16 protein-coding genes and 5 pseudogenes are annotated in these 20,298 nt (G+C 69.7%); 13 read left to right on the top strand and 8 right to left on the bottom strand.

Translation table 11 applies throughout. The annotated features are described in order from the left end of the window. Nucleotide 1 precedes the first annotated feature (1 nt). The 3 genes and pseudogenes from FB465_RS34230 to FB465_RS34220 all read left to right on the top strand — a co-directional run. Nucleotides 2-769, top strand: a pseudogene (locus FB465_RS34230) (IS256 family transposase); the annotation flags it as partial. Nucleotides 770-824: 55 nt separating this feature from the next. After that, nucleotides 825-2,930, top strand: a complete 2,106-nt coding sequence (locus FB465_RS34225; protein ID WP_145796837.1) for an ISAzo13 family transposase — start codon at nt 825-827, stop codon at nt 2,928-2,930. 7 nt (nt 2,931-2,937) lie between these two features. Next, nucleotides 2,938-3,099: pseudogene (locus FB465_RS34220) on the top strand (transposase); the annotation flags it as partial. 31 nt (nt 3,100-3,130) lie between these two features. Here the strand turns inward: FB465_RS34220 and FB465_RS34215 are convergent. Then, a protein-coding gene (locus tag FB465_RS34215) for an IS3 family transposase (protein ID WP_246193060.1) occupies nt 3,131-4,383 on the bottom strand; the annotation gives its coding sequence in 2 pieces (ribosomal slippage) (nt 3,131-4,101 and nt 4,101-4,383; 1,254 coding nt in all). A 56-nt stretch (nt 4,384-4,439) separates the two neighbouring features. Between FB465_RS34215 and FB465_RS34210 the strand changes: the two are divergent. After that, nucleotides 4,440-4,733: pseudogene (locus FB465_RS34210) on the top strand (transposase); the annotation flags it as partial. A 27-nt stretch (nt 4,734-4,760) separates the two neighbouring features. On the opposite strand, the gene FB465_RS34205 reads toward FB465_RS34210, so the two are convergent. After that, a complete protein-coding gene (locus FB465_RS34205; protein ID WP_211785919.1) occupies nt 4,761-5,048 on the bottom strand; it encodes a hypothetical protein in 288 nt (95 codons plus the stop codon). Between the two features lie 146 nt (nt 5,049-5,194). Here FB465_RS34205 and FB465_RS34200 point away from each other — a divergent pair. After that, a pseudogene (locus tag FB465_RS34200) lies at nt 5,195-5,344 on the top strand (ATP-binding protein); the annotation flags it as partial. Between the two features lie 35 nt (nt 5,345-5,379). Here the strand turns inward: FB465_RS34200 and FB465_RS34195 are convergent. After that, nucleotides 5,380-5,748: a hypothetical protein gene (locus tag FB465_RS34195; protein ID WP_145796835.1), complete on the bottom strand. Its 369-nt coding sequence runs from the start codon at nt 5,746-5,748 to the stop codon at nt 5,380-5,382. 188 nt (nt 5,749-5,936) lie between these two features. Between FB465_RS34195 and FB465_RS34190 the strand changes: the two are divergent. The 3 genes and pseudogenes from FB465_RS34190 to FB465_RS34180 all read left to right on the top strand — a co-directional run. Then, nucleotides 5,937-6,422, top strand: a pseudogene (locus FB465_RS34190) (transposase); the annotation flags it as partial. A gap of 31 nt (nt 6,423-6,453) precedes the next feature. Beyond that, a complete protein-coding gene (locus tag FB465_RS34185) occupies nt 6,454-7,473 on the top strand; it encodes a S66 peptidase family protein (RefSeq protein WP_145796834.1) in 1,020 nt (339 codons plus the stop codon). A gap of 201 nt (nt 7,474-7,674) precedes the next feature. Beyond that, on the top strand, nt 7,675-8,043 hold the full coding sequence (locus tag FB465_RS34180) for a hypothetical protein (RefSeq protein ID WP_145787183.1): 369 nt from the start codon (nt 7,675-7,677) through the stop codon (nt 8,041-8,043). 34 nt (nt 8,044-8,077) lie between these two features. Here the strand turns inward: FB465_RS34180 and FB465_RS34175 are convergent. Together FB465_RS34175 and FB465_RS34170 are read right to left on the bottom strand one after the other, a co-directional pair. Next, nucleotides 8,078-8,952 (bottom strand): IS5 family transposase gene (locus FB465_RS34175; RefSeq protein ID WP_425461120.1). Its coding sequence is split into 2 segments (ribosomal slippage): nt 8,078-8,604 and nt 8,604-8,952, totalling 876 coding nucleotides; the frame shifts between segments, so codons are not numbered across the junction. Nucleotides 8,953-9,099: 147 nt separating this feature from the next. Continuing rightward, entirely contained in the window at nt 9,100-10,542 is a 1,443-nt protein-coding gene (locus FB465_RS34170; protein WP_145796832.1) for an aminotransferase-like domain-containing protein, read from the bottom strand. On the opposite strand from FB465_RS34170, the gene FB465_RS34165 reads away from it, so the two are divergent. Both FB465_RS34165 and FB465_RS34160 read left to right on the top strand, forming a co-directional pair. After that, a complete protein-coding gene (locus tag FB465_RS34165; RefSeq protein WP_145796830.1) occupies nt 10,541-11,776 on the top strand; it encodes an aminotransferase class V-fold PLP-dependent enzyme in 1,236 nt (411 codons plus the stop codon). The genes FB465_RS34170 and FB465_RS34165 overlap by 2 nt on opposite strands. Then, on the top strand, nt 11,773-13,197 hold the full coding sequence (locus FB465_RS34160) for an MFS transporter (protein ID WP_145796828.1): 1,425 nt from the start codon (nt 11,773-11,775) through the stop codon (nt 13,195-13,197). Before FB465_RS34165 ends, FB465_RS34160 begins: the two co-directional genes overlap by 4 nt. 167 nt (nt 13,198-13,364) lie before the next feature. Here FB465_RS34160 and FB465_RS34155 read toward each other — a convergent pair whose 3' ends face one another. From FB465_RS34155 to FB465_RS34145, 3 genes are read right to left on the bottom strand one after another with little or no spacing between them, the layout of a single operon-like run. Beyond that, nucleotides 13,365-14,105 (bottom strand): succinate dehydrogenase/fumarate reductase iron-sulfur subunit, encoded by a 741-nt coding sequence (locus tag FB465_RS34155; protein ID WP_145796827.1) that lies wholly within the window; start codon nt 14,103-14,105, stop codon nt 13,365-13,367. After that, on the bottom strand, nt 14,102-16,087 hold the full coding sequence (locus FB465_RS34150) for a fumarate reductase/succinate dehydrogenase flavoprotein subunit (protein ID WP_145796825.1): 1,986 nt from the start codon (nt 16,085-16,087) through the stop codon (nt 14,102-14,104). Before FB465_RS34150 ends, FB465_RS34155 begins: the two co-directional genes overlap by 4 nt. Then, nucleotides 16,084-16,788 (bottom strand): succinate dehydrogenase cytochrome b subunit, encoded by a 705-nt coding sequence (locus FB465_RS34145; protein ID WP_145796823.1) that lies wholly within the window; start codon nt 16,786-16,788, stop codon nt 16,084-16,086. Before FB465_RS34145 ends, FB465_RS34150 begins: the two co-directional genes overlap by 4 nt. Before the next feature lie 95 nt (nt 16,789-16,883). Between FB465_RS34145 and FB465_RS34140 the strand changes: the two genes are divergently transcribed. The 3 genes from FB465_RS34140 to FB465_RS34130 all read left to right on the top strand — a co-directional run bounded on the left by FB465_RS34140 (nt 16,884) and on the right by FB465_RS34130 (nt 19,974). Then, on the top strand, nt 16,884-17,807 hold the full coding sequence (locus FB465_RS34140; protein ID WP_145797768.1) for a LysR family transcriptional regulator: 924 nt from the start codon (nt 16,884-16,886) through the stop codon (nt 17,805-17,807). 240 nt (nt 17,808-18,047) lie between these two features. Next, nucleotides 18,048-19,469: a hypothetical protein gene (locus tag FB465_RS34135; protein WP_145796821.1), complete on the top strand. Its 1,422-nt coding sequence runs from the start codon at nt 18,048-18,050 to the stop codon at nt 19,467-19,469. A gap of 82 nt (nt 19,470-19,551) precedes the next feature. Beyond that, nucleotides 19,552-19,974: an SDR family NAD(P)-dependent oxidoreductase gene (locus FB465_RS34130; protein WP_145796819.1), complete on the top strand. Its 423-nt coding sequence runs from the start codon at nt 19,552-19,554 to the stop codon at nt 19,972-19,974. Nucleotides 19,975-20,298 lie beyond the last annotated feature (324 nt).

Genomic DNA, 20,298 nt, shown 5'->3' with positions numbered 1-20,298 from the left:
GATGGCCTTGTCCCAGTCTGACCTACTCCGCCTCATGGAGTCACTGCGTACGGCGGATGGAATCGAGTTGATCAGGGCTGTCGCCCAGCGGATGCTTCAGGAGCTGATCGAGGCCGAGGCGACCGCCCGGATCGGCGCTGAACCCGGCGAGCACAGCGATGCCCGCACCACTTGGCGCAACGGCCACCGCGACAAGACCCTGACCACGCAGGCCGGCGACCTGGAGCTGGCCATCCCCAAGGTCCGCACCGGCAGCTTCTTCCCCAGCCTGCTGGAACGCCGCCGCCGGATCGACCAGGCGCTCTACGCGGTCATCATGGAGGCTTACGTCCTGGGCGTGTCCACCCGCTCGGTCGACGACCTGGTCAAGGCCCTCGGCGCGGACACCGGCATCTCCAAGAGCGAGGTCTCCCGGATCTGCGCCGACCTGGACGAACAGCTCACCGCCTTCCGCGACCGTCCCCTGGGCCACACCCGCTTCCCCTACGTCTACTTGGACGCGACCTATTGCAAGGCGCGGGTGAACCACCAGATCGTCTCCCGGGCCGTGGTGGTCGCCACCGGCATCACCGAGGACGGTGGCCGGGAAGTGCTCGGCCTGATGGTGGGCGACAGCGAGACCGAGATGTTCTGGACCGAGTTCCTGCGCTCGTTGCGCGAACGCGGGCTGACCGGGGTCCGGCTGGTCATCGGCGATCGCCACAGCGGTCTGGTCAAGGCGATCCGCAAGGTCATGCTCGGCGCCGCCTACCAGCGCTGTCGCGTTCACTGAGCCTGGTCGCGAACAAGGTGTTGCTTGCCGTGTCCGGGCTCGTTGACCTGGTATGGCGATCACGGACTCGGCCCTGGCCCAACTCGCTGCGCGGTTCGAGGTGTTGCTGCCTCACTTGAACGAGCGGCAGCGGCGGCTGGCGTTGGCGACCGAGGCCAGGCTGCTGGGCCATGGCGGAGTCCGGACTGTCGCCAGGATCGCCGGGGCGAGCGAGAGCACCGTCCGCAAGGGTGTCTTCGAGCTGGAGGCAGGCGTCGAACCCCTAGCGGACGGGCGGATCCGCAGGCCGGGTGGGGGACGCAAGAGCGCGATCGAGTTGGACCCGGGGCTGTTGCCTGCCCTGCTGGCCCTGGTCGAGCCGGACGAGCGCGGCGATCCGATGTCGCCGCTGCGCTGGACGACGAAGTCGCTGCGCAAGCTCGCGACGGAACTCACCCGGCAAGGACGCCAAATCTCGCCGGTGACCGTCGGCCGGCTCCTGCGAGAGAACGGCTTCAGCCTGCAGTCGAACGCCAAGACCCTGGAAGGCGACCAGCACCCGGACCGGGACGCGCAGTTCCAGTACATCAACGAGCAGGTCAAACAGTTCCAGGCGGCGGGCGAGCCGGTGATCAGCGTCGATGCCAAGAAGAAGGAGATGCTCGGACAACTGCCGAACGCGGGGCGCGAGTGGCGACCCAAGGGCGAGCCGGTCCAGGTCGAGGACCACAGCTTCTTCACCGGACCGAAGGGCGAAACGGCGATTCCCTACGGCGTCTACGACCTTGCGGCCGACACTGGCTGGGTCAGTGTCGGGGTCGACCACGACACCTCCGCGTTCGCGGTCGCCACGATCCGCCGGTGGTGGCAGGCCCGCGGCCGCCTCGACTACCCGAACGCGACCCGGCTGCTGATCACCGCAGACGCGGGCGGCTCCAACAGTTACCGCTACCGCGCCTGGAAGGCGGAACTGTCCGCGCTCGCCGCCGAGACCGGGCTCGCGATCACGGTCTGCCACTTCCCGCCAAGCACTTCAAAGTGGAACAAAATCGAGCACCGGCTCTTCTCCCACATCACGATGAACTGGCGCGGCAGGCCGCTCACCAGCCACGAAGTCGTTGTCAACACGATCGCTTCCACCACCACCCGCAGCGGACTGCACGTAGTGGCCGAGCTGGACGAGCGTCCCTACCCGACCGGCGTCGCGATCAGCAAGGCCCGCATGAACGCCCTGCCCCTGGAACCCCACGAGACACGAGGCACCTGGAACTACACACTCCACCCCGCGCCAACCGGCGGGGAGACAACACCTCCCGAAACCACACACCTCGCCACCGCCCCCGACCGCGGAACGGTCCTGGACCTGCTGGACGACGCCCGCCTGACCGGCATGAGCACGGCGGAACTCGACGCCCTCGCGAACCGACTGGCCACCGCCCAGGAGGCCGAGCGCGAACAGCGATGCTTCCGACAACGGGGCGGACCGCGCCGAAAGGCGGCAGCCGACCACGGCAAACCCTTGTTCTCCGGCCGCGACCGCATCCTCCTGACCCTCCTCTACCTGCGGCAGGTCTGCCCCCAGCGAGTCCTCGCGGAGATGCTGGAGGTGACCGACCGGGTCATCGGCCCGGCGATCGCCGAGACCAGCCGCCTTCTGGACCAGCACAAGATCACGGTCGAACCGACCACGCTGCTGTTCACCGAGCCGGCCCAGCTGGTCGCCTTCGTGCACACCGGCGTCCTGCCCGCCCGAAGCCGACCGCCTCTGCCCGAATCACTGTGCGATCCGTTCCTGACCGGCATGAGCCGCGCCGGCCTCCAGGAACTCGTCGACCGCCTCGCGGTCAGACAGGCAGCACTGGTCGAGCGCCGCCGCCACACCCAGCGCGGCGGACCACGCCAGCCCGGCACCCGCGGCGGAGTGTTCGCCCAGAAGATCACCGATGCGGAACGTGTCCTGGCAGCCGTCCTCTTCCACCGCCACGTCTGCACCGGTGAAGTGCTGGCCGAGTTGTTCCAGGTGAACCGGAGCACCATCGGGAACGCCTTCCGCGACGTCCGCCCGTTGCTGAAGGAGGATGGGTTCCACCTGCCCCCGGCACCAGTGAAGCACCGCACGGCCGAAGCCCTCCTGGCATCCGTCCCAGCAGTCAACACGCCGACGAAAGAGCTGTGTTGATTCTTTACAGGCTCACTTCCTGAGGAACGCCTTCGCGGTGATCCCGAAGGAGGCCGGTGAGATGGTGGCCGCGACGATCCGCACGATCTTCGCCCAGCCGGCCGAGGCCGCGGTCCGGGCCCAGCTGGACAGCGTCGCCGAGATGCTGGGCAAGCAGTTCCCCAAGGTCAGCCTGAACCGCCCCGGGTTCGGTAGAGAGCTCAGGTTGTGGTTGTGACCTGGGGTTTTGTGGCTGTGAGGTAGTAGGCGGTCTCGTATTCGGCGGGTGGGACGTGGCCTATCTCACCGTGGAGTCGCCGGTGGCAGTACCAGTCGGTCCACTCGGCTGTGGCGAGCTCGACCTGGGCGAGGGTCTTCCAGGGCCGGCCGGGCTTGATCAGCTCCGTTTTGTAGAGGCCGATGGTGGATTCCATCAGGGCGTTGTCGTAGGCGTCGCCGACGGATCCGATCGAGGCCGCGATGCCGACGGCGTCCAGGTGCTCGGCGAGCCGGAAACTCGTGTACTGCGACCCGGCATCCGAGTGATGTATCAACTCGCCTCTCTGGTGGGGGAACCCGTCACGGTCGCGCTGCCACAGCGCCATGTCCAGCGCGTCCAGGACGAGCCGGGTCTCCTTGGACGTTGACGCGGCCCAGCCGACGATCCGGCGGGAGAAGGTGTCCACGACGAAGGCGACGTAGACGACGCCGGACCACGTGGCGATGTGCGTGAAGTCGGCGACCCAGCAGCGGTTCGGCGCGCCGGCGACGAACTGACGGTCCACCAGGTCCGGGGCGCGAACGGCGGCCGGGTCGGGGATGGTGGTGATCACCTTCTTGCCACGCACGGCGCCGGCGATGCCGAGTTCACGCATCAGGCGTTCGACGGTGCAGCGGGCCACCTCGTGGCCTTGGCGTTGCAGCTCGCGCCAGACTTTCCGGGCCCCGTAGACGCGGTAGTTGGTGTCATGGACCTCCTTGATCAGCGGCTTGAGTTCCTCGTCGCGCAGAGTGCGAGCACACGGCGAGACCAGGCGCTTGTGCTGGGCGTAGTAGGTGGAGGGGGCGATGCTGCAGCCGTGCTCGGTGAGAACGCGGCAGATCGGCTCGACGCCGCCGAAGCGGCCCCGGTGCTCGTCGATGAACGCTACGAGCGAAGGTGTGGCCGGTCGAGCTCGGCCGCGAAGAAACTCGCCGCGGCCTTCAAGATGTCGTTGGCGCGCTTGAGTTCGGCGATCTCCTTCTTCATCGCCTTGATCTGCGCGGACTCCTCCGTGGTCGTGCCCGGGCGCTGACCGGAGTCGACCTGGTCGCGTCGCACCCAGTTGCGCAGGGTCTCGGCCGAGCCGATGCCCAGCTTCTCCGCGACGGCCCGCAGCGCGGCCGACTCGTTCGGGTAGTCACCGAGGACCTCGGCAACCATGCGCACCGCACGACGGCGCAGCTCAGGCGGGTAGGAAGAGGGACGTGCCATGACTCGAATCCTTACACGAAATCGAGTCCCCACCGAACCCGGGGCGGTTCAGCCAGATGCTGCTGGAGGCCAAGGACGACCTGACCGCCTTCGCGGCCTTCCCCGAGCGACATTGGAAGAAGATCCAGTCCACCAATCCGCTGGAGCGGATCAACCGCGAGATCAAGCGTCGCACCGACGTCGTCCAGGTCTTCCCCAACGACGACGCGCTCCTGCGGCTGGTCACCGCCGTGCTGTTCGAGATGCACGACGAATGGATCGCGTTCCCTCGCCGCTACCTGCCCGAGGCCAGCATGGAGAAGATCTACCCCGCCAACCCCGGCCGCGACGAACTCCCGCCCACTTCATGACTGTTGGCGCACGACCACTACACCACTTCATGGGACACGACCGCGGGTGGATGGCGCCCGCCCCTCGACGGCCAGGCCGCCGACCACGCGGTCGATGTCCTCGGGCGTGACATCCCACGCCGGCCGCCCCAGAGCCTTCAACGTCCGCTCCAGCAGGCCGATGTCATTGTCGACAGTCACCGGACTGAACCCCCGGGCCCGCCACGAGGCCACGAACGCCTCCACACACAGCGCCTGGAACTCCCACGGATCCCAGGCAACGGGCACCTCGGGCACCGCCCGGCCCTCGATCACCCGCAGACGCGACTCCACCATCCGGCACACCTTCCTCGCACCTGACGAATGAAGGTAGCGCCTACAAAACCGCGCTGTCAGCAAGACAATCAAAGAGACATTCAGACCCCTGAAACGGCCAGGTCGCAGGGCACTCTCGGCTCGGGGAACATGTGCCAGCCTCAGTTGAGTGGGGCCAGGTCTTCGGCGACGAGGTCCTCGCCACCGCGATCCTCGACCGGCTCCTCCACCACTGCGAAGTGATCTCCATCAACGGCCCCAGCTACCGGCTGAAGAACCGCCTCGCCGCCATCGAACGCGACACCAACGCGGCCTGATTGCCTGAGTCTCTGTGGCCGGCAGGTCGGTGACTCTACTTGTCGAGGTACTGGTACTCCCCGCTTGCGCTTCCGATCACTACGCCCCCATCGCGGACCTGCCACTCACTCATGCCCTCGACCTCGTGGCTGACGAGGAAGAGACCGGTGACCAGGTCGTTGTCATCGTCGGAGGCGAGAATCTGCGCTACGAGACGGAGTTGTTCCCGGAACCAGTCGACTGACTGCTCGCGCATCTCGGCGCCGAAGAAAACCCAGTTGGTGAAGTTGTACTGCCGCTCCGGGAAGCCCCAGCCTCCGCTATAGGTCCGATCGGGGTCCTCGGAGCCGACGATCTCCTTGACCCGGGCGAGCTGCCGGTCGTCGCACTCCAGCCAGCCTCTGATGCGGACAAAGACACCCATGACGATCGCTCCCCCATGCCCCAGGCACTGTCCGGCTGAGCGTCTGCGGTGACGCTAAATCGAACGATAGGCGGAACGAGCTCGGCCTCGCAAAGGGCTTGATCAGCTTCAACAGGGCGTCAGACGCAGCTCCTGGCACTGAGCACGTTCATCTGTACTTGGCTGAGCACATCAACGAGTACGCCGACACCTACCACCGCACCCACGGCGTCACCTACTTCCACGGCTGCTACTCGATCGGCGACGACACCCTCTGGGGCGTCAACCACCGCCGCAAGGGAACCGTGAACACCCTGGCCGCACTCCGCTCCATCCGCGCCGCCCGCCCGGACGGCGCCCCGGTCTACGTGATCCTGGACAACCTCTCCGCCCACAACGGCAAGAAGATCCGCCGCTGGGCCCGCAACAACAACGTCCACCTCTGCTTCACCCCGACCAACGCCTCCTGGGCGAACCCGATCGAGGCGCACTTCGGACCGCTGCGGCAGTTCACCGTCGCCAACTCCAACCACCCGAACCACACGGTCCAGACCCGCGAACTGCACGCCTACCTGCGCTGGCGCAACGCCAACGCCCGCCACCCCGACGTCCTGGCAGCCCAGCGCCGGGAACGCGCCCGCATCCGCAGCGAGAAGGGCCTGCGCTGGGGCGGACGACCAGCGAAAGTCGCGTGACCCTACCAATGGCACCGGCGACACTGACGCCATGACTGGTTCTGCACTGCCTCAACTGCTTCGACCGCGTGCCCTGAGGCCCGGAGATCTCGTTGTCATCGCATCGCTGTCCGGCCCGCTGCCGGCCGCTTACGAGCCCAACGTCGAGCAGACGGTGGTTGTGCTCGAGCGGATGGGATTCCGCGTGCGTCGGGCTCCGCTACTCGAAGTTGGACGCCGCCATTGGTGGAGCGCGGCCACGCCGACGGAGATCGCCGGGGAGCTCAATGGTCTTCTGCGTGATCCTGAAGTGCGCGCGATCGTCGCGAGTGACGGCGGCCAGACGGCGCTCGGCTACCTTGACCTGATCGACGTCGAGGCGATCAGGGCCGACCCCAAGCCGATCCTCGGCTACAGCGACATCTCGCTGCTGCATCTGGTGCTCTATGCGCGCACGGGTCTGGTCGGGTTCCATGCCGACATGGCCGTCCCCGGCTTCGGGGGACACTGGCAGTCTGCGCCCGTGGCGCGCCAAGCGGAACTCGAGAAGCTCTACTCCAGGTTGCTGACCGGTACCGAGGCGATCGGTGCGCTGCCTGCGAGCCCGTCGTGGGAGTGCTGGCGTCCTGGTCGTGCCGAAGGTCGGCTGATCGGCGGGGTGATCAATCGCATCGTGCTGGCGCAGGCGACGCGTTTCGCGCTGCCACTCGAATGGTTCGACGATGCGGTGCTGTTCTGGGAGGAGATGGGCGGCCTGGCATCGCATGTGTGGAGCTATCTGCAGGTGATGCGACACAGCGGCATCCTCGATCGGATCTCCGGCATGGTCGTGGGCGTTCCGCGCGAGATCAGTGGACTCGAGCCCGGCGCGTCCCCGACCCTGCCCGAGATCGTCCTCGACGTCCTCGGCGACCGTGACATCCCGGTCCTGGGCAACGTCGAGTTCGGGCATGCCGGCCCGAATCTGCCGATGCCGGTCGGCATCCGCGTCGGCCTCGATGCGCAGCAGCGGACGTTGTCGCTGCTCGAACCGGCGGTAGGGCCGCACGCGATGACGGGACCGGTCAGCTGAGCACCGCGGATCAGTGAGCCAACGGCTCCCGGCAGTACCCCCCTGGGGCCAACTCACGCTTTGGTGACCGCCGCCTGGAGCCGCTTGTTCGGCCTGTAGGAGGGGCCATGAACACCTGGTGGCTCGTGTTGATCTAGGGTGCGTTTCATAAGCGGTCGCCCGCTGATCTCCGCAGCATGATCGGCCAGTACAGTCGCCGTCATGGCAACACCGGTACTGCGGGCGATTGAGTGGGACGGGACGTCATGGGACGACCCGTCTGACGACCAGCTGCACGATCTGCTGGCCGACATGAGCCTGACCTGGCGATTTGTCGTTGTCCAGCGGCTTGACCTCGAACCCGTCGGCCAGCACTACATGCAGGTCTATCTCAACGACGACCTCAGCTACCAGGTCGAATACCGCGAGGGTGGCCCAGACAGGCACTTTCACGCCCGGGTGCCGCGCGAGCACGAGGTGTTCGCCGTGGAGCCCGTTGCCGAAGTGCTTCAGGACTGGGCCCGGGGGCGGCCGGGCTGGCGTGAAGCTCTTCCCTGGGCCCCGTGGCCACCGGTGGAACCAGCGCGATGAACCTCGTGCGGCGCGATGCGCGCCACGCGGCCCCTCACAGCCACTCGTTGATCGCCGCGATGACCACGGTGGCTTCGTAGCGGACGGCGAGTTTGTCGTATCGAGTCGCGACGGCCCGGTGTCTCTTGAGGCGGTTGATTCCGCATTCGACAGCGTGGCGTTCGCGATAGTCGGCCTTGTCGAACTTCGGTGGCCTGCCGCCGCGCATGCCGCGCTTCTTGCGGTTGCGGATCTGGTCGGTCTTCTCCGGGATGGTGCAGCGGATGCCGCGTCTGCGCAGGTAGGCGCGGTTCGCGCGAGAGCCGTATGCCTTATCCGCGCGGACCTTGCGAGGCTTGGTGCGCGGGCGTCCCGGACCGACGCGCGGGACGCTGACGCGGTCGAGCACATTCTGGAACTGCGGGCTGTCATGGCGGTGGCCAGCGGTGATGACCAGGGACAGCGGCTTCTGCCCCTGCTCGACCGCGAGGTGGAGCTTGGTCGTCAGTCCGCCCCGGGAGCGTCCGAGTCCGTGGTCGGCCGGTTCGGTGTCGACGCCGCCGGGCGGTTCTCGTTGAAGAGCCCCTTTTTCCGGGCGCCGGCGGCGTGCTGGTGTGCGCGGGCGACGGTGGAGTCGACGCTGACATCCCAGGTGATCAGCCCGTCGGCGTCGGCCCGGGCCTGGAGCTGTTTGAGGATTCGCTTCCAGGTCCCATCGCGCTGCCAACGCCGGAACAACCCGTAGACGGTTTCCCACTCGCCGTACCTGATCGGCACGTCCCGCCACGGCGCACCCGTCCGTGTCCGCCAGCGAATGCCGTCTATCAGCTGCCGCTTGGACCAGACCGGAGGCCGTCCCGGCTTCTTCCCCACCGGCAACAACGGCTCCAGCCTGGCCCACTGTGCGCTCGTCAGATCCCCACGTCCCACACGGTGATCATTACAGAGCTTGATCGACTTCTGAAACGCACCCTAGATCGCAGTTGTCGTCACGCTCGCTGCCACCCCGAACCTGTGAGACCTCCGGGCAGACTGTGGAAACAATCAAGGCCCGGCACCGCCGGTGCGTGGGATCGATCAGTCGGCGGCGCTTTCGAGGAAGCGGACCGCGGTGGCGAGGCGGCGGGCGGCCTCGACGAGTTCGGCGGGGTCAGCGGCAGCTGCAAAGCCGAGGCGCAGGTGGGTGGTCGGCGGTTCGGCCGGGAAGTAGCGGTGGCCGGCGTTGACGGCCACGCCGTGTGCGCCGGCCGCATCGGCGACGGCGGTGTCGGTGAGGGCGGGTGGCAGCCTCAGCCACAGGTGGAGGCCGCCGGCCGGGCTGCCGGCGAGCGACCAGCCGGGGAGTTCACCGGCCAGCGCGTCGGCCAGGATTGCGCTGCGGTCGCGCAATGCGGTGGCCAGCGCCCGCAGGTGGCGGTCCCAGGCGGGGGTGCTGAGCAGTTCGACGGCCGCCTCCTGGAGTGGGCGGGCGATGAAGAAGTCGTCCACCCGTCGCATCGCCTGCAGCCGGCGCATGACCGGGCCGCGGGCGATCAGCGCGCCGATCCGCAGGCTGGGTGAGGCCGGTTTGGTGAGCGAGGTCAGGTGGACCACCGTGCCGTCGCGGTCGTCGGCCACCAGCGGGCGCGGCACCGGGCGGCCGTGGCCGAGGTGGCGGGCGAAGTCGTCCTCGATCAGGAAGGCCCCGGCGGCGCGGGCCACGTCGACGACCTGGCGACGGCGTTCCGGTGCGAGCACGGTGCCGGTGGGGTTGTGGAAGGTCGGCTGGCAGTAGAGCAGCCGGGCTCCGGTCATGGCGAAGGCGTCGGCCAGCAGATCGGGGCGGATGCCGTCGTCGTCGATCGGCACGGGCACCGGCCGCAGGCCTGCGGCGCGGGCGGCGGCGAGCGCCCCGGGATAGGTGGGCGACTCGACGAGTACCGGACTGCCGGGTGCGGCGATGGCCCGGAACAGCATGGACAGCGCGGCCTGGCCGCCGCCGGTGACCAGGACGTCCTCGGGGCCCACACCGCTGCCCACCTGCCGGGCGAAGATCGCGCGCAGCGGTGCCAGGCCTGCGGCGGGGGCGCGGTGCCAGGCATCGGGCCGGCGGGCGGCGCGGGCCAGGGCCGCTCCGAGTGCCCGGGTGGGCTGGAGGTTCTCGTGCAGGTAGCCGCCGGCGAGCGCGATGGTTCCGGCGGGCAGCGGTCCTGACGGGCCATCCGTCTCGGCCGACGCGGAGCTGTGATCGGCGCCCGGGTCGTGGTCCCGGCCGGCCAGAGCGACCGCCTGCCAGGAGGTGTCCGGCGCGTCGTCACCTTGCCTCGTCCTGCGGGCGGCGACGTAGGTGCCGCTGCCGGGGCGGGTGACCACCGCGCCTTCGGCGGCCAGCAGGGCGATCGCGCGGGACACGGTGACCGGGCCGACTCCGTGACGGGCGATCAGGTCGCGGCTGCTGGGCAGCCGGTCGCCGGGGGTGAGCGCGGCGATCTCCGCGCGGAGGATCGCCACGAGCGCGCCGGTACTGCTACTGTCAGACATGAAGATACAGGATAGCGCTTCTGAGTCAGCGTCGGAACCGCTTCTCGACCTGACCGCCCTGCGCGCCGACACCCCCGGCTGCGAATCGGTGATCCACTTCAACAATGCCGGCTGCGGCCTGATGGCCCGTCCGGTGCTGGGGGCGATGCTCGACCACCTGCACTTGGAGGCCGCCATCGGCGGTTACGAGGCATCCGCCGCACGGGCCACCGAGATCGCCGACTTCCACGCCGCGACCGCCGAGCTCATCAACACCCGCCCGAGCAACATCGCCTTCGCCGGCAGCGCCACCCACGCCTACGCCAAGGCGCTGTCCGCGATCGACTTCCGCCCCGGCGACATCGTCCTCACCACCCGCAACGACTTCATCTCCAACCAGATCGCCTTCCTCGCCCTTCGTCGACGCCACGGCGTCGAGATCGTGCATGCCCCCGACCAACCCGACGGCCGCGGCGTCGATGTCGAGGCGATGGCCGCACTGATGCGCGCCCGCCGCCCGCGCCTGGTCGCCGCCACCCATGTGCCGACCAACTCCGGCCTGGTCCAACCGGTGGCCGAGATCGGCCGCCACTGCCGCGAACTCGACCTGCTGTACCTGGTCGACGCCTGCCAGTCGGTCGGCCAGTACGACATCGACGTCGAGCAGATCGGCTGCGACCTGCTCACCGCCACGTGCCGCAAGTTCCTGCGCGGGCCGCGCGGTTCGGGCTTCCTCTATGTCTCGGACCGGGTCCTCACGGCCGGGTACGAGCCGCTCTTCATCGACATGTACGGCGCCCGCTGGACCGGGCCCGACACCTACCGGCCGGTCGACACGGCGGCCCGGTTCGAGGAGTGGGAGTTCCCGTACGCCACCGTGCTCGGCTGCGCGGCTGCCGTCCGCTACGCCCTGCGGGTCGGTATCGAACCGGTCGCCCGCCGCACCCCGGCGCTGGCGGCCCGGCTGCGCGAACAGCTGGCCGACATCCCCCGGGTGCGCCTGCTCGACGGCGGCCCGGCACCAGCCGCCCTGGTCACGTTCGCGATCGACGGGTGGCAGCCGCAGCCGTTCAAGGCCGCGATGGACGCGCGCGGCATCAACTCGGCGCTGAGCTTCCGGGAGTTCGCGCAGTTCGACTTCACCGACAAGGACGTGGAGTGGTGTCTGCGACTGTCGCCGCACTACTACAACACCGAGGTCGAGGTCGACGCGGTCGCCGCGTCGGTCGCCGAGCTCGCGGGGAGTGCCCGATGACCGACACATCGGCCGAGTCCGGTACCGCCACCGCCGCACCGTCGTCAGAACCGTCCGCGCCGTCGGAGCCGTCCGCGCCGTCCGCGCCGTCGGAGCCGTCCGCGCCGTCCGCGCCGTCGGAGCCGTCCGCGCCGTCCGCGCCGTCCGCGCCGTCGGAAAGCCTGTGGCGCAATGGCGACTTCCTCAAGTTCTGGCTCGGCGAGACCGTGTCGCTGCTCGGCACCCAGGTCACCAACCTCGCCCTGCCGCTGACCGCGATCCGCGCCTTCCACGCCACCGACGAACAGGTCGGGCTGCTGCGCTTCCTGCAGCTCGTGCCGTACCTCGGGCTGGCCCTGCTGATCGGGGTCTGGACCGACCGGGTGCGGCGCCGGCCCGTCATGCTGGGCGCCAATCTCGTCCGGCTGCTCCTGGTCGCACTGGTCCCGCTGCTGTACTGGTGGCACGCCCTCGGTCTGCCCGTCCTGCTGGTGATCGCCTGCGCCGTCGGCATCGCGTCCGTGGTGTTCGACGTGAGCTGGATGTCGTACGTGCCGGTGCTGGTCCGCAAACCCGAGCACTACGTGGAGGCCAGCGCCAGGATGGGCACCAGCTCCTCCGCCGCCGACGTGGCCGGTCCCGGACTCGCGGGCGTCCTGGTGTCGGCGCTCACCGCTCCGGTGGCCCTGGTCGTGGACGCCTGCTCGTACGCGGTGTCCGTCGTCTCGCTGCTGCTGATCCGCACACCCGAGCCGCGTCCCGAACCCGCGGCCGAGCGGCACCTGCTGCTCGAACTCCGGGACGGGCTGGGCTGGGTCATGGGCAACGGGGTGTTGCGGGCCCTGGCGCTCATCGGCTTCTGCTGCAACTTCTCCATGGTCACCGTGTGGACGATGTTCCTCCTCCACGGCACCAATGACCTCCACCTCACCTCGACCACACTCGGGGCGGTCTTCGCGACCGCCTCGGTGGGTGGGTTGATCGGCGCGCTGATCTCCCGCAAGGTCATCGCGCGGTTCCCGACCGGCCGTGTCTACCTGGTGGCACAGTCGGCGCTGCTGCTCGGGCCCGCCCTCATCGCCTTCGCCGCCGGGCCCCGGCCGGTGATGATCGCGATGTTCGTGCTGTCCTTCTTCACGACCTACCTGGGCCTGGGCGTGGCGGGCGTCATCATCGTCAGCCTGCGCCAGGCATTGACTCCGCAGTCGATGATGGGGCGGATGACAGCGGCGTTCCGAACCCTGCTCTTCGGTGGCGGCGCCCTCGGGGGTCTCTCCGCCGGCCTGCTCGCCGGCCGGATCGGTGCGGAAGACGCACTGACGGTGGCGGCGGCCGGCTCCGCCGTCGTCGTGCTCGGGCTGGTCGTCTCCCCGGTGAGCCGGCTGACCGCCATGCCCCTGGCCCCGCCCGAAGCACCGCAGGCCGCCGGCGCAGGCCGGTGATTGCGGCAGCAGGGCAAGGCGGGCCGAAGCGTCACGAGTGACCGCACGCCGTCACCTCCGACTTCGCGCACCGCCGCCCTGCTGCTCGGCGCGGCTCGCCACCGCGCTGCGCACCGCCCGTCCCGAGGACTTCCCGACGCTGCTCGACGACGGCGGAGCGTGGCTGACTACCGCTGCCGAGCACCGCGCAGGAACTCGCGGTTGAGGGTGGCGATACCGGTGAGCGGGATGCCCTTGGGGCAGGCGGTGGCGCACTCCCCCGTGTTGGTGCAGCCGCCGAATCCCTCGGCGTCCATCGCCGCCACCATCGAGCGCACCCGGCTGCCGCGCTCCGGGGCGCCCTGCGGAAGGAGGTTGAGGTGCACCACCTTGGCCGCGGTGAACAGCATCGCCGAGCCGTTCGGGCAGGCCGCCACGCAGGCGCCGCACCCGATGCACTCGGCGTGCTCGAAGGCGAGGTCCGCCACCTCCTTCGGCACCGGAGTGGCATGCGCCTCGGGGGCGCTGCCGGTGGGCGCCGTGATGTAGCCGCCGGAGCCGATGATCCGGTCGAGGGCGGAGCGGTCCACCACCAGGTCCTTGACCACCGGGAACGCGCCCGCCCGCCAGGGCTCCACGTCGATGGTGTCGCCGTCCTCGAAGTGCCGCATGTGGAGCTGGCAGGTGGTTGTCCGCTCCGGCCCGTGCGCCTGGCCGTTGATCACCATCCCGCAGGCGCCGCAGATCCCCTCCCGGCAGTCGTGGTCGAAGGCGACCGGCTGCTCGCCGCGCAGGATCAGCTCCTCGTTGAGGGTGTCCAGCATCTCCAGGAAGGACATGTCGGGGCTGATCCCGTCGACCCGGTAGGTGGTCAGGGCACCAGGGGTGTCCGGTCCGGCCTGGCGCCAGATCCGCAGGGTGAGGTTCATGCGTAGCTCCGCTGGGTGGGGTGGACGTACTCGAAGGCCAGCTGCTCCTTGTGGAGCACGGGAGGCGCGCCCGTGCCGGTGAACTCCCAGGCTGCGGCGTAGGAGAACTCCTCGTCCTTGCGGGCCGCCTCGCCGTCCGCGGTGCGGCTCTCCTCGCGGAAGTGGCCGCCGCAGGACTCGGTGCGATGGAGCGCGTCGAGGCACATCAGCTCGGCCAGCTCCAGGTAGTCGACCAGCCGGTTCGCCTTCTCCAAGGACTGGTTGAGCTCGTAGCCGCTGCCGGGCACCTTGATCCGCTGCCAGAACTCCTCACGCAGGCCGGGAATCCGCTCCAGCGCCTTGCGCAGCCCCGCATCGGAGCGGGACATCCCGCACTCGTCCCAGAGCAGTTCACCGAGCTCGCGGTGGAAGGACTCCGGGGTGCGGTCGCCGTCCACGGCGAGCAGTCGCTCAAGACGGTCCGTCACTTCGGCTGTGACAGCCTCGACTTCTGGCTGTCCGGCGGACACGGGTGCGGCCGGGATTCGGGCGAGGTAGTCGTTGAGCGTGGCCGGGAGGACGAAGTACCCGTCGGCCAGGCCCTGCATCAGCGCGCTCGCGCCTAGCCGGTTGGCGCCGTGGTCCGAGAAGTTGGCCTCGCCGATCGCGAACAGGCCCGGGAGGGTGGTCCGGAGGTCGTAGTCGACCCAGAGACCGCCCATCGTGTAGTGGATCGCCGGGTAGATCCGCATCGGCACGCGGTACGGGTCCTCGGCGGTGATCCGCTCGTACATCTCGAAGAGGTTGCCGTACTTCGCCTCGACCTCCGCGCGCCCCAACCGCGCGATGGCGTCGGCGAAGTCGAGGTAGACGCCCTGGCCGCCGGGGCCGACTCCGCGTCCCTCGTCGCAGACGTTCTTCGCCGCGCGCGAGGCGATGTCGCGCGGGACGAGGTTGCCGAAGGACGGGTAGATCCGTTCCAGGTAGTAGTCGCGCTCGCTCTCGGGGATCTCGGTGGGCGGGCGGGTGTCGCCCTTGGCCAGCGGCACCCAGATCCGGCCGTCGTTGCGCAGCGACTCGCTCATCAGCGTGAGCTTGGACTGGTGGTCGCCGGAGCGCGGGATGCAGGTCGGGTGGATCTGGGTGAAGCACGGGTTGGCGAAGTACGCGCCCCGGCGGTGCGCGCGCCAGATCGCCGTCGCGTTGGAGTTCTTGGCGTTGGTCGAGAGGTGGAAGACGTTGCCGTAGCCGCCGGTGGCCAGCACCACCGCATCCGCGAGGTGGGTGGAGATGCGCCCGGTGACGAGGTCCCGGGCGACGATCCCCCGCGCGCGTCCGTCGATCACGATGAGGTCGAGCATCTCGGTCCGGGGGTGCATCTCCACGCCGCCCGCCGCGATCTGGCGCGACAGTGCCTGGTACGCGCCGAGCAGCAGTTGCTGGCCCGTCTGCCCACGGGCGTAGAAGGTGCGCGAGACCTGGACCCCGCCGAAGGACCGGGTGTCCAGCAACCCGCCGTACTCGCGGGCGAACGGCACGCCCTGTGCGACGCACTGGTCGATGATCTCCACCGAGACCTGGGCGAGCCGGTGGACGTTGGACTCGCGCGCCCGGAAGTCGCCGCCCTTGACGGTGTCGTAGAACAGCCGGCGGACGGAGTCGCCGTCGTTGCGATAGTTCTTGGCCGCGTTGATGCCGCCCTGGGCGGCGATCGAGTGAGCGCGGCGCGGGGAGTCCTGGAAGCAGAACTGCACGACCCGGTAACCCTGTTCGGCCAGCGTGGCGCCGGCCGAACCGCCCGCAAGGCCGGTGCCGACCACGATCACGGTGTGCTTGCGCCGGTTGGCCGGGTTGACCAGCTTGGCCTCGAACCGCCGCTGGTCCCAGCGCTGTTCGATCGGGCCGGCGGGCACTGCCGTGTCGGCGACGGGCTCGCCGACGGTGAAGTCGAGGTAGGGGGACCTGGGGGTCGGGGTTCTTGGGATCGGGGTTCTGGGGGTCATCGCACGACTCCGGTCAGCACGGCTACGGGGACGGAGAGGAATCCGGCGGTCAGGAGGAGGGCGAGCACGTCGGCGCTCACCTTCAACGCCCTGTCCCGGCGGGGGTTGTTGACACCGAGGGTCTGCGCGGCACTCCAGAACCCGTGCCGGACGTGCAGCCCGAGGGCGAGCATCGCGAGGATGTAGATGCCACCGCCGTACCAGGTCGAGAAGGAGGCGACGATGTTCTGGTACGGGTGCCCCTCCTCGCCGCGCGGGTTCACGGTCAGGGTGGTGAGGTCCAGGATGTGCCAGACGATGAATAGCGCCAGGATCACCCCGCCCCAGCGCATCGTCCGGGTCGCGTAGCTCGCCCGCTGCCGGCGGTGCGCGTACTTCTGCGGCCGGGCGGCCAGGTCGCGGCGGCTCAGCTGGTACGCGGCGACGCCGTGCACCAGCACCGCGGCGAGCAGGGCGGCCCTGGCGATCCAGAGGAACCAGCCGAAGCGGAGGAACGGCTCGCCGATGGTGCGGAGCCAGGCGGCATAGCCGTTGATGTCGCCCGGGCCGAAGAAGACCTTGAGATTGCCGAGCATGTGGAAGACCAGGTAGAGCAGCATGACCACGCCGCTGACCGCCATGGCCGCCTTCTTGCCGACCGTCGAACCCCAGAGGGCCGAGAGGGTGGAGGGCCGTCTGCCCGGCCGAGTCGCGAGTGCCATGAGCGCCACGCTAGGGAGGCGGTGGTCGGTGCGTCCAAGACATGTTGGAGCTCGTGACGATAGGTTGTGCCTATCGTGGACCTATCATGGGTCTCGTGCAGTTCCAGCAGCTCCGCTACTTCGCGGCCGTCGCGGAGACCCGGCACTTCACCCGGGCCGCCGAACGGATGCATGTCGCCCAGCCCTCGCTCTCCCAGCAGATCCGCAGCCTGGAACGGGAGTTGGGGGCCGAGCTGTTCCACCGGACGCGCGGCGGCATCGCCCTGACCGACGCCGGCGAGGCCCTGCTCCCGCTGGTCCGGCGCATCCTCGCGGACACCGAGAACGCCCGGCTGGCCGTACAGGAGACCGTGCAGCTGCGACGCGGCCGGGTGCGGCTCGGCGCACCGCCGAGCCTGTGCGTCAGCCTGGTTCCCGACGTCCTGCGGGCCTACCGGGCGCGATACCCAGGCGTTGAGCTGCAGGTACGCGAGGACGGCTCGCGGGACCTGGTCCGCACGCTGGCGGACGGCGAGCTCGACCTCGCGCTGATCATCACTCCCCGGTCGGGCGAGCTGCCCGCCCTGGACGTGACCGAGCTGCTGCACGAGGACCTGGTCCTGGTGTCCGCCGGGCGGGCGAAGCGGCGGCGGGCCAGGATCGAGGACCTGCGCGAGCAGCCGTTGGTGATGTTCCGCGAGGGGTACGACCTCCGCGAGACCACCCTCGCCGCCTGCCGGGCGGCCGGGTTCGAGCCGTCCTTCGCGGTCGAGGGCGGCGAGATGGACGCGGTACTCGGCTTCGTCCGGGCCGGCCTGGGACCGGCAGTACTGCCGGGCATGGTCGCGGCCCGCTCCGGCCTGACCGTCACCCCGTTCGCCGGGCCCGGCCTGGCGCGGACCATCGCCGTGGCGCACGGCCGCGACGTCCCACTGACCCGGGCGGCGGGTGCGCTGCGGGACACCGTCCTGACTCACCTCGCCGATGCCGACCGGGCGGGTGCACTCCCACCCGGTACCCGGCTGATCCCCGCCGGCTGACGGCGACCCGCCACTCGGCGGTATTTCCTGACCATTACCCCCGCCGGACGGGGGGCCTGTTCTCCTGATTGTCCGTCAAGTTGCCCTGCTTCCAGGCGAGTTGCTGCTTCAGACCGGCTTTGCATGTCTTCGACAAATTGATGACCCATCAGTAACATGACGGGCTGCGGCTGACCACGCCGCCTGCGCCTACTGATCTCGGGCGGTCGTGTCCTCGTCCGCCGCTCCGAAGGGGACCTGTTGAACAGCTCCATACGCACGGTCGTCGTGCCCGCCGTCACCGCCCTGCTGGTGCTCGGCGGTTCCGCCTGCGCGGCTCCGGCGAGCGCGCCGCACTCGGCGGCATCCGCCACCGCTGCGCCCTCGACCTTCGCCTCCACGCCCGCACCGGCCTCGGCCACCACCCCGCCCCGTACCGGATCGGGCTCCCTGGTGGTGACCGCCGCCCAACCCGGGGCGCAGCAGGTCGCGATCAGCACGCCGGGGCAGGACGGGCCCGCCCTCTCCCCTGCGGCGCAGGGCGTCCAGCTGGTCTCCTACGACCCGGGTGCGGGCACCGCCGTCCTGGCCACGGCGCCGACCACCACCACGCCCACGGCCACACCTACCAACACCCCGTCACCGTCCGCCTCGGCGGGGGTCGTCCGGGCCGGCCAGCTCATCGCCAGCCCGCCGACGGCCGCCGCACCGCAGGGTGCGCTCATCGCCGTCACCGAGGTGCGTCCGGGGGGCGGCGACAAGGTCAGCGTCTCCACCCGCCCGGCGACCCTGTCCGAGCTGCTCGGGGGCACCGAGGCGGACGGCAAGGTCGCCGTCGACCCGCACGCCATCAAGGTGACGCCGCTGGTCAAGGACCTGAAGCTGTCCATAGGCGGGCAGAACGGCGGCGCGACTGCCGCCGCCTCCGGGACCGTCGAGCTGGATGTGAAGGCCCCGATCCCGCTGCCGGGCGGCGCCTCCGCGGACGCCTCCGGGTCCCTCCAGCTGCACCCCGCCGTCAACTTCGCCTACCACGGGGCGAAGCTGGGCAGCCCTCGGACGGCGTCCATCGGCTTCGACCTCGGCGCGCACGCCCAGTGGAAGATCAGCGGTGAGCTGGCCCGGAGCACCGGCAGCGCCCCCGTGCGCCTCCCCTTCGCCCAACTGCACGCCAGCCCCGTCCTGACGGTCGCGGGCATACCGGTCGTGGTCAATGTCGGGCTGACCTGCTTCCTGGAGGTCAGCGCCGACGGCAAGGTGACCGTGGACACCGAGCAGGAGGTCACCGGCTCCTGGTCGGTGCACGCCGACTACACCGGCGGGAGGGGCTGGAGCCCGGTCAGCAACGCGAGTGACACCAAGGTCTCGCCGGTGCGGCTGCGCCTGGCCGGCAAGGCGGGGGTCCGCGCCGGGCTCGGCGCCGAGGTGAGCGTCGGCCTCTACGACGCGGTGGGTGTCGAGGCGACACTCGAGCCCTACCTCCGGGCCCAGGTCGACGGCTCCCTGACGGTGGACACGGCGGGCAACCCGCCGAAGGTCCCGGGCAGTTGGGCACTGTACGGCGGCATCGACCTGACCGGGGCGCTGCTGGCGCACCTGAAGATCTTCGGCACCCCGATCATCGAGGGCAAGCTCCCCCTGCCGGGCTACCACCACGAGTGGCCGATTCCGCTCGGCCGCTAGTCAGGCGTGTCGTCAGTGTCCGCCCGGGTGCTTCGGGTAAGGGCGAATCCCTGCGGGAGCACCCCTCGAAGGACGTACTGACATGGTGCTGGAGAACAAGGTCGCCGTGATCCACGGAGCGGGCGGCCGGATCGGCCGCGCGGTGGCCCGCACCTTCGCCCAGGAGGGGGCCAGGGTCTTCCAGGCCGGTCGCACCAAGGCCACGCTCGACGAGGTCGCCGACGGGATCCGCTCCGCCGGCGGCTTCGCCGAGACCGCCGGCGTCGACGCACTCGACGAGCAGGCCGTCGACACCTACGTCGACACTCGCAGGCCCACTGCCGACGAAGCCCGTCGACGGCGTCCAGGGGTCGGCCCCGGCGAGTGTGACTGGTCGAGGTGGTTGTCACCTGGTCGCGACGTCTGTCACCGCCCCCTTTCCGGAACCCGCTCCCGGTTGAGCCGTGACACGTTAGTTGGAACTTGGTCACGGTTGTTGGAACCGATGTCAATGGCGGTTCGGTAGGCCAGCATCGATAGGGTCTGGGTTGTGACCGAGCGCGCTGCCCAGCCGTCCCTGCCGACCCGAGATCAGCTCCGCGCTCTGCGGGACTTCATCCATGGGCGAAGCTACTCCGTTGGTTCGGTTGCCCTCCGGTTCCCCGGCGAGCCACCTCGTGCAGCGGACGCGAGTATGGCCGACGTGTCCAGGGCCGCGGGCGCCCTGTATGACGTGACCAACGTCCTCTGCGCGTCGTTGTTCGCCGACCTGGACACCGGTCAGCCAGGTTCCGCGGCCGAGGACGTATGGGACGCGCTTCTCGCGATCGCTCGCGCCTGGCAAGACGCA

It is taken from the genome of Kitasatospora atroaurantiaca, from assembly GCF_007828955.1.
GTDB classification, from domain to species: Bacteria; Actinomycetota; Actinomycetes; order Streptomycetales; family Streptomycetaceae; genus Kitasatospora; species Kitasatospora atroaurantiaca.
This window is presented reverse-complemented; position numbering and strand designations above follow the sequence as displayed.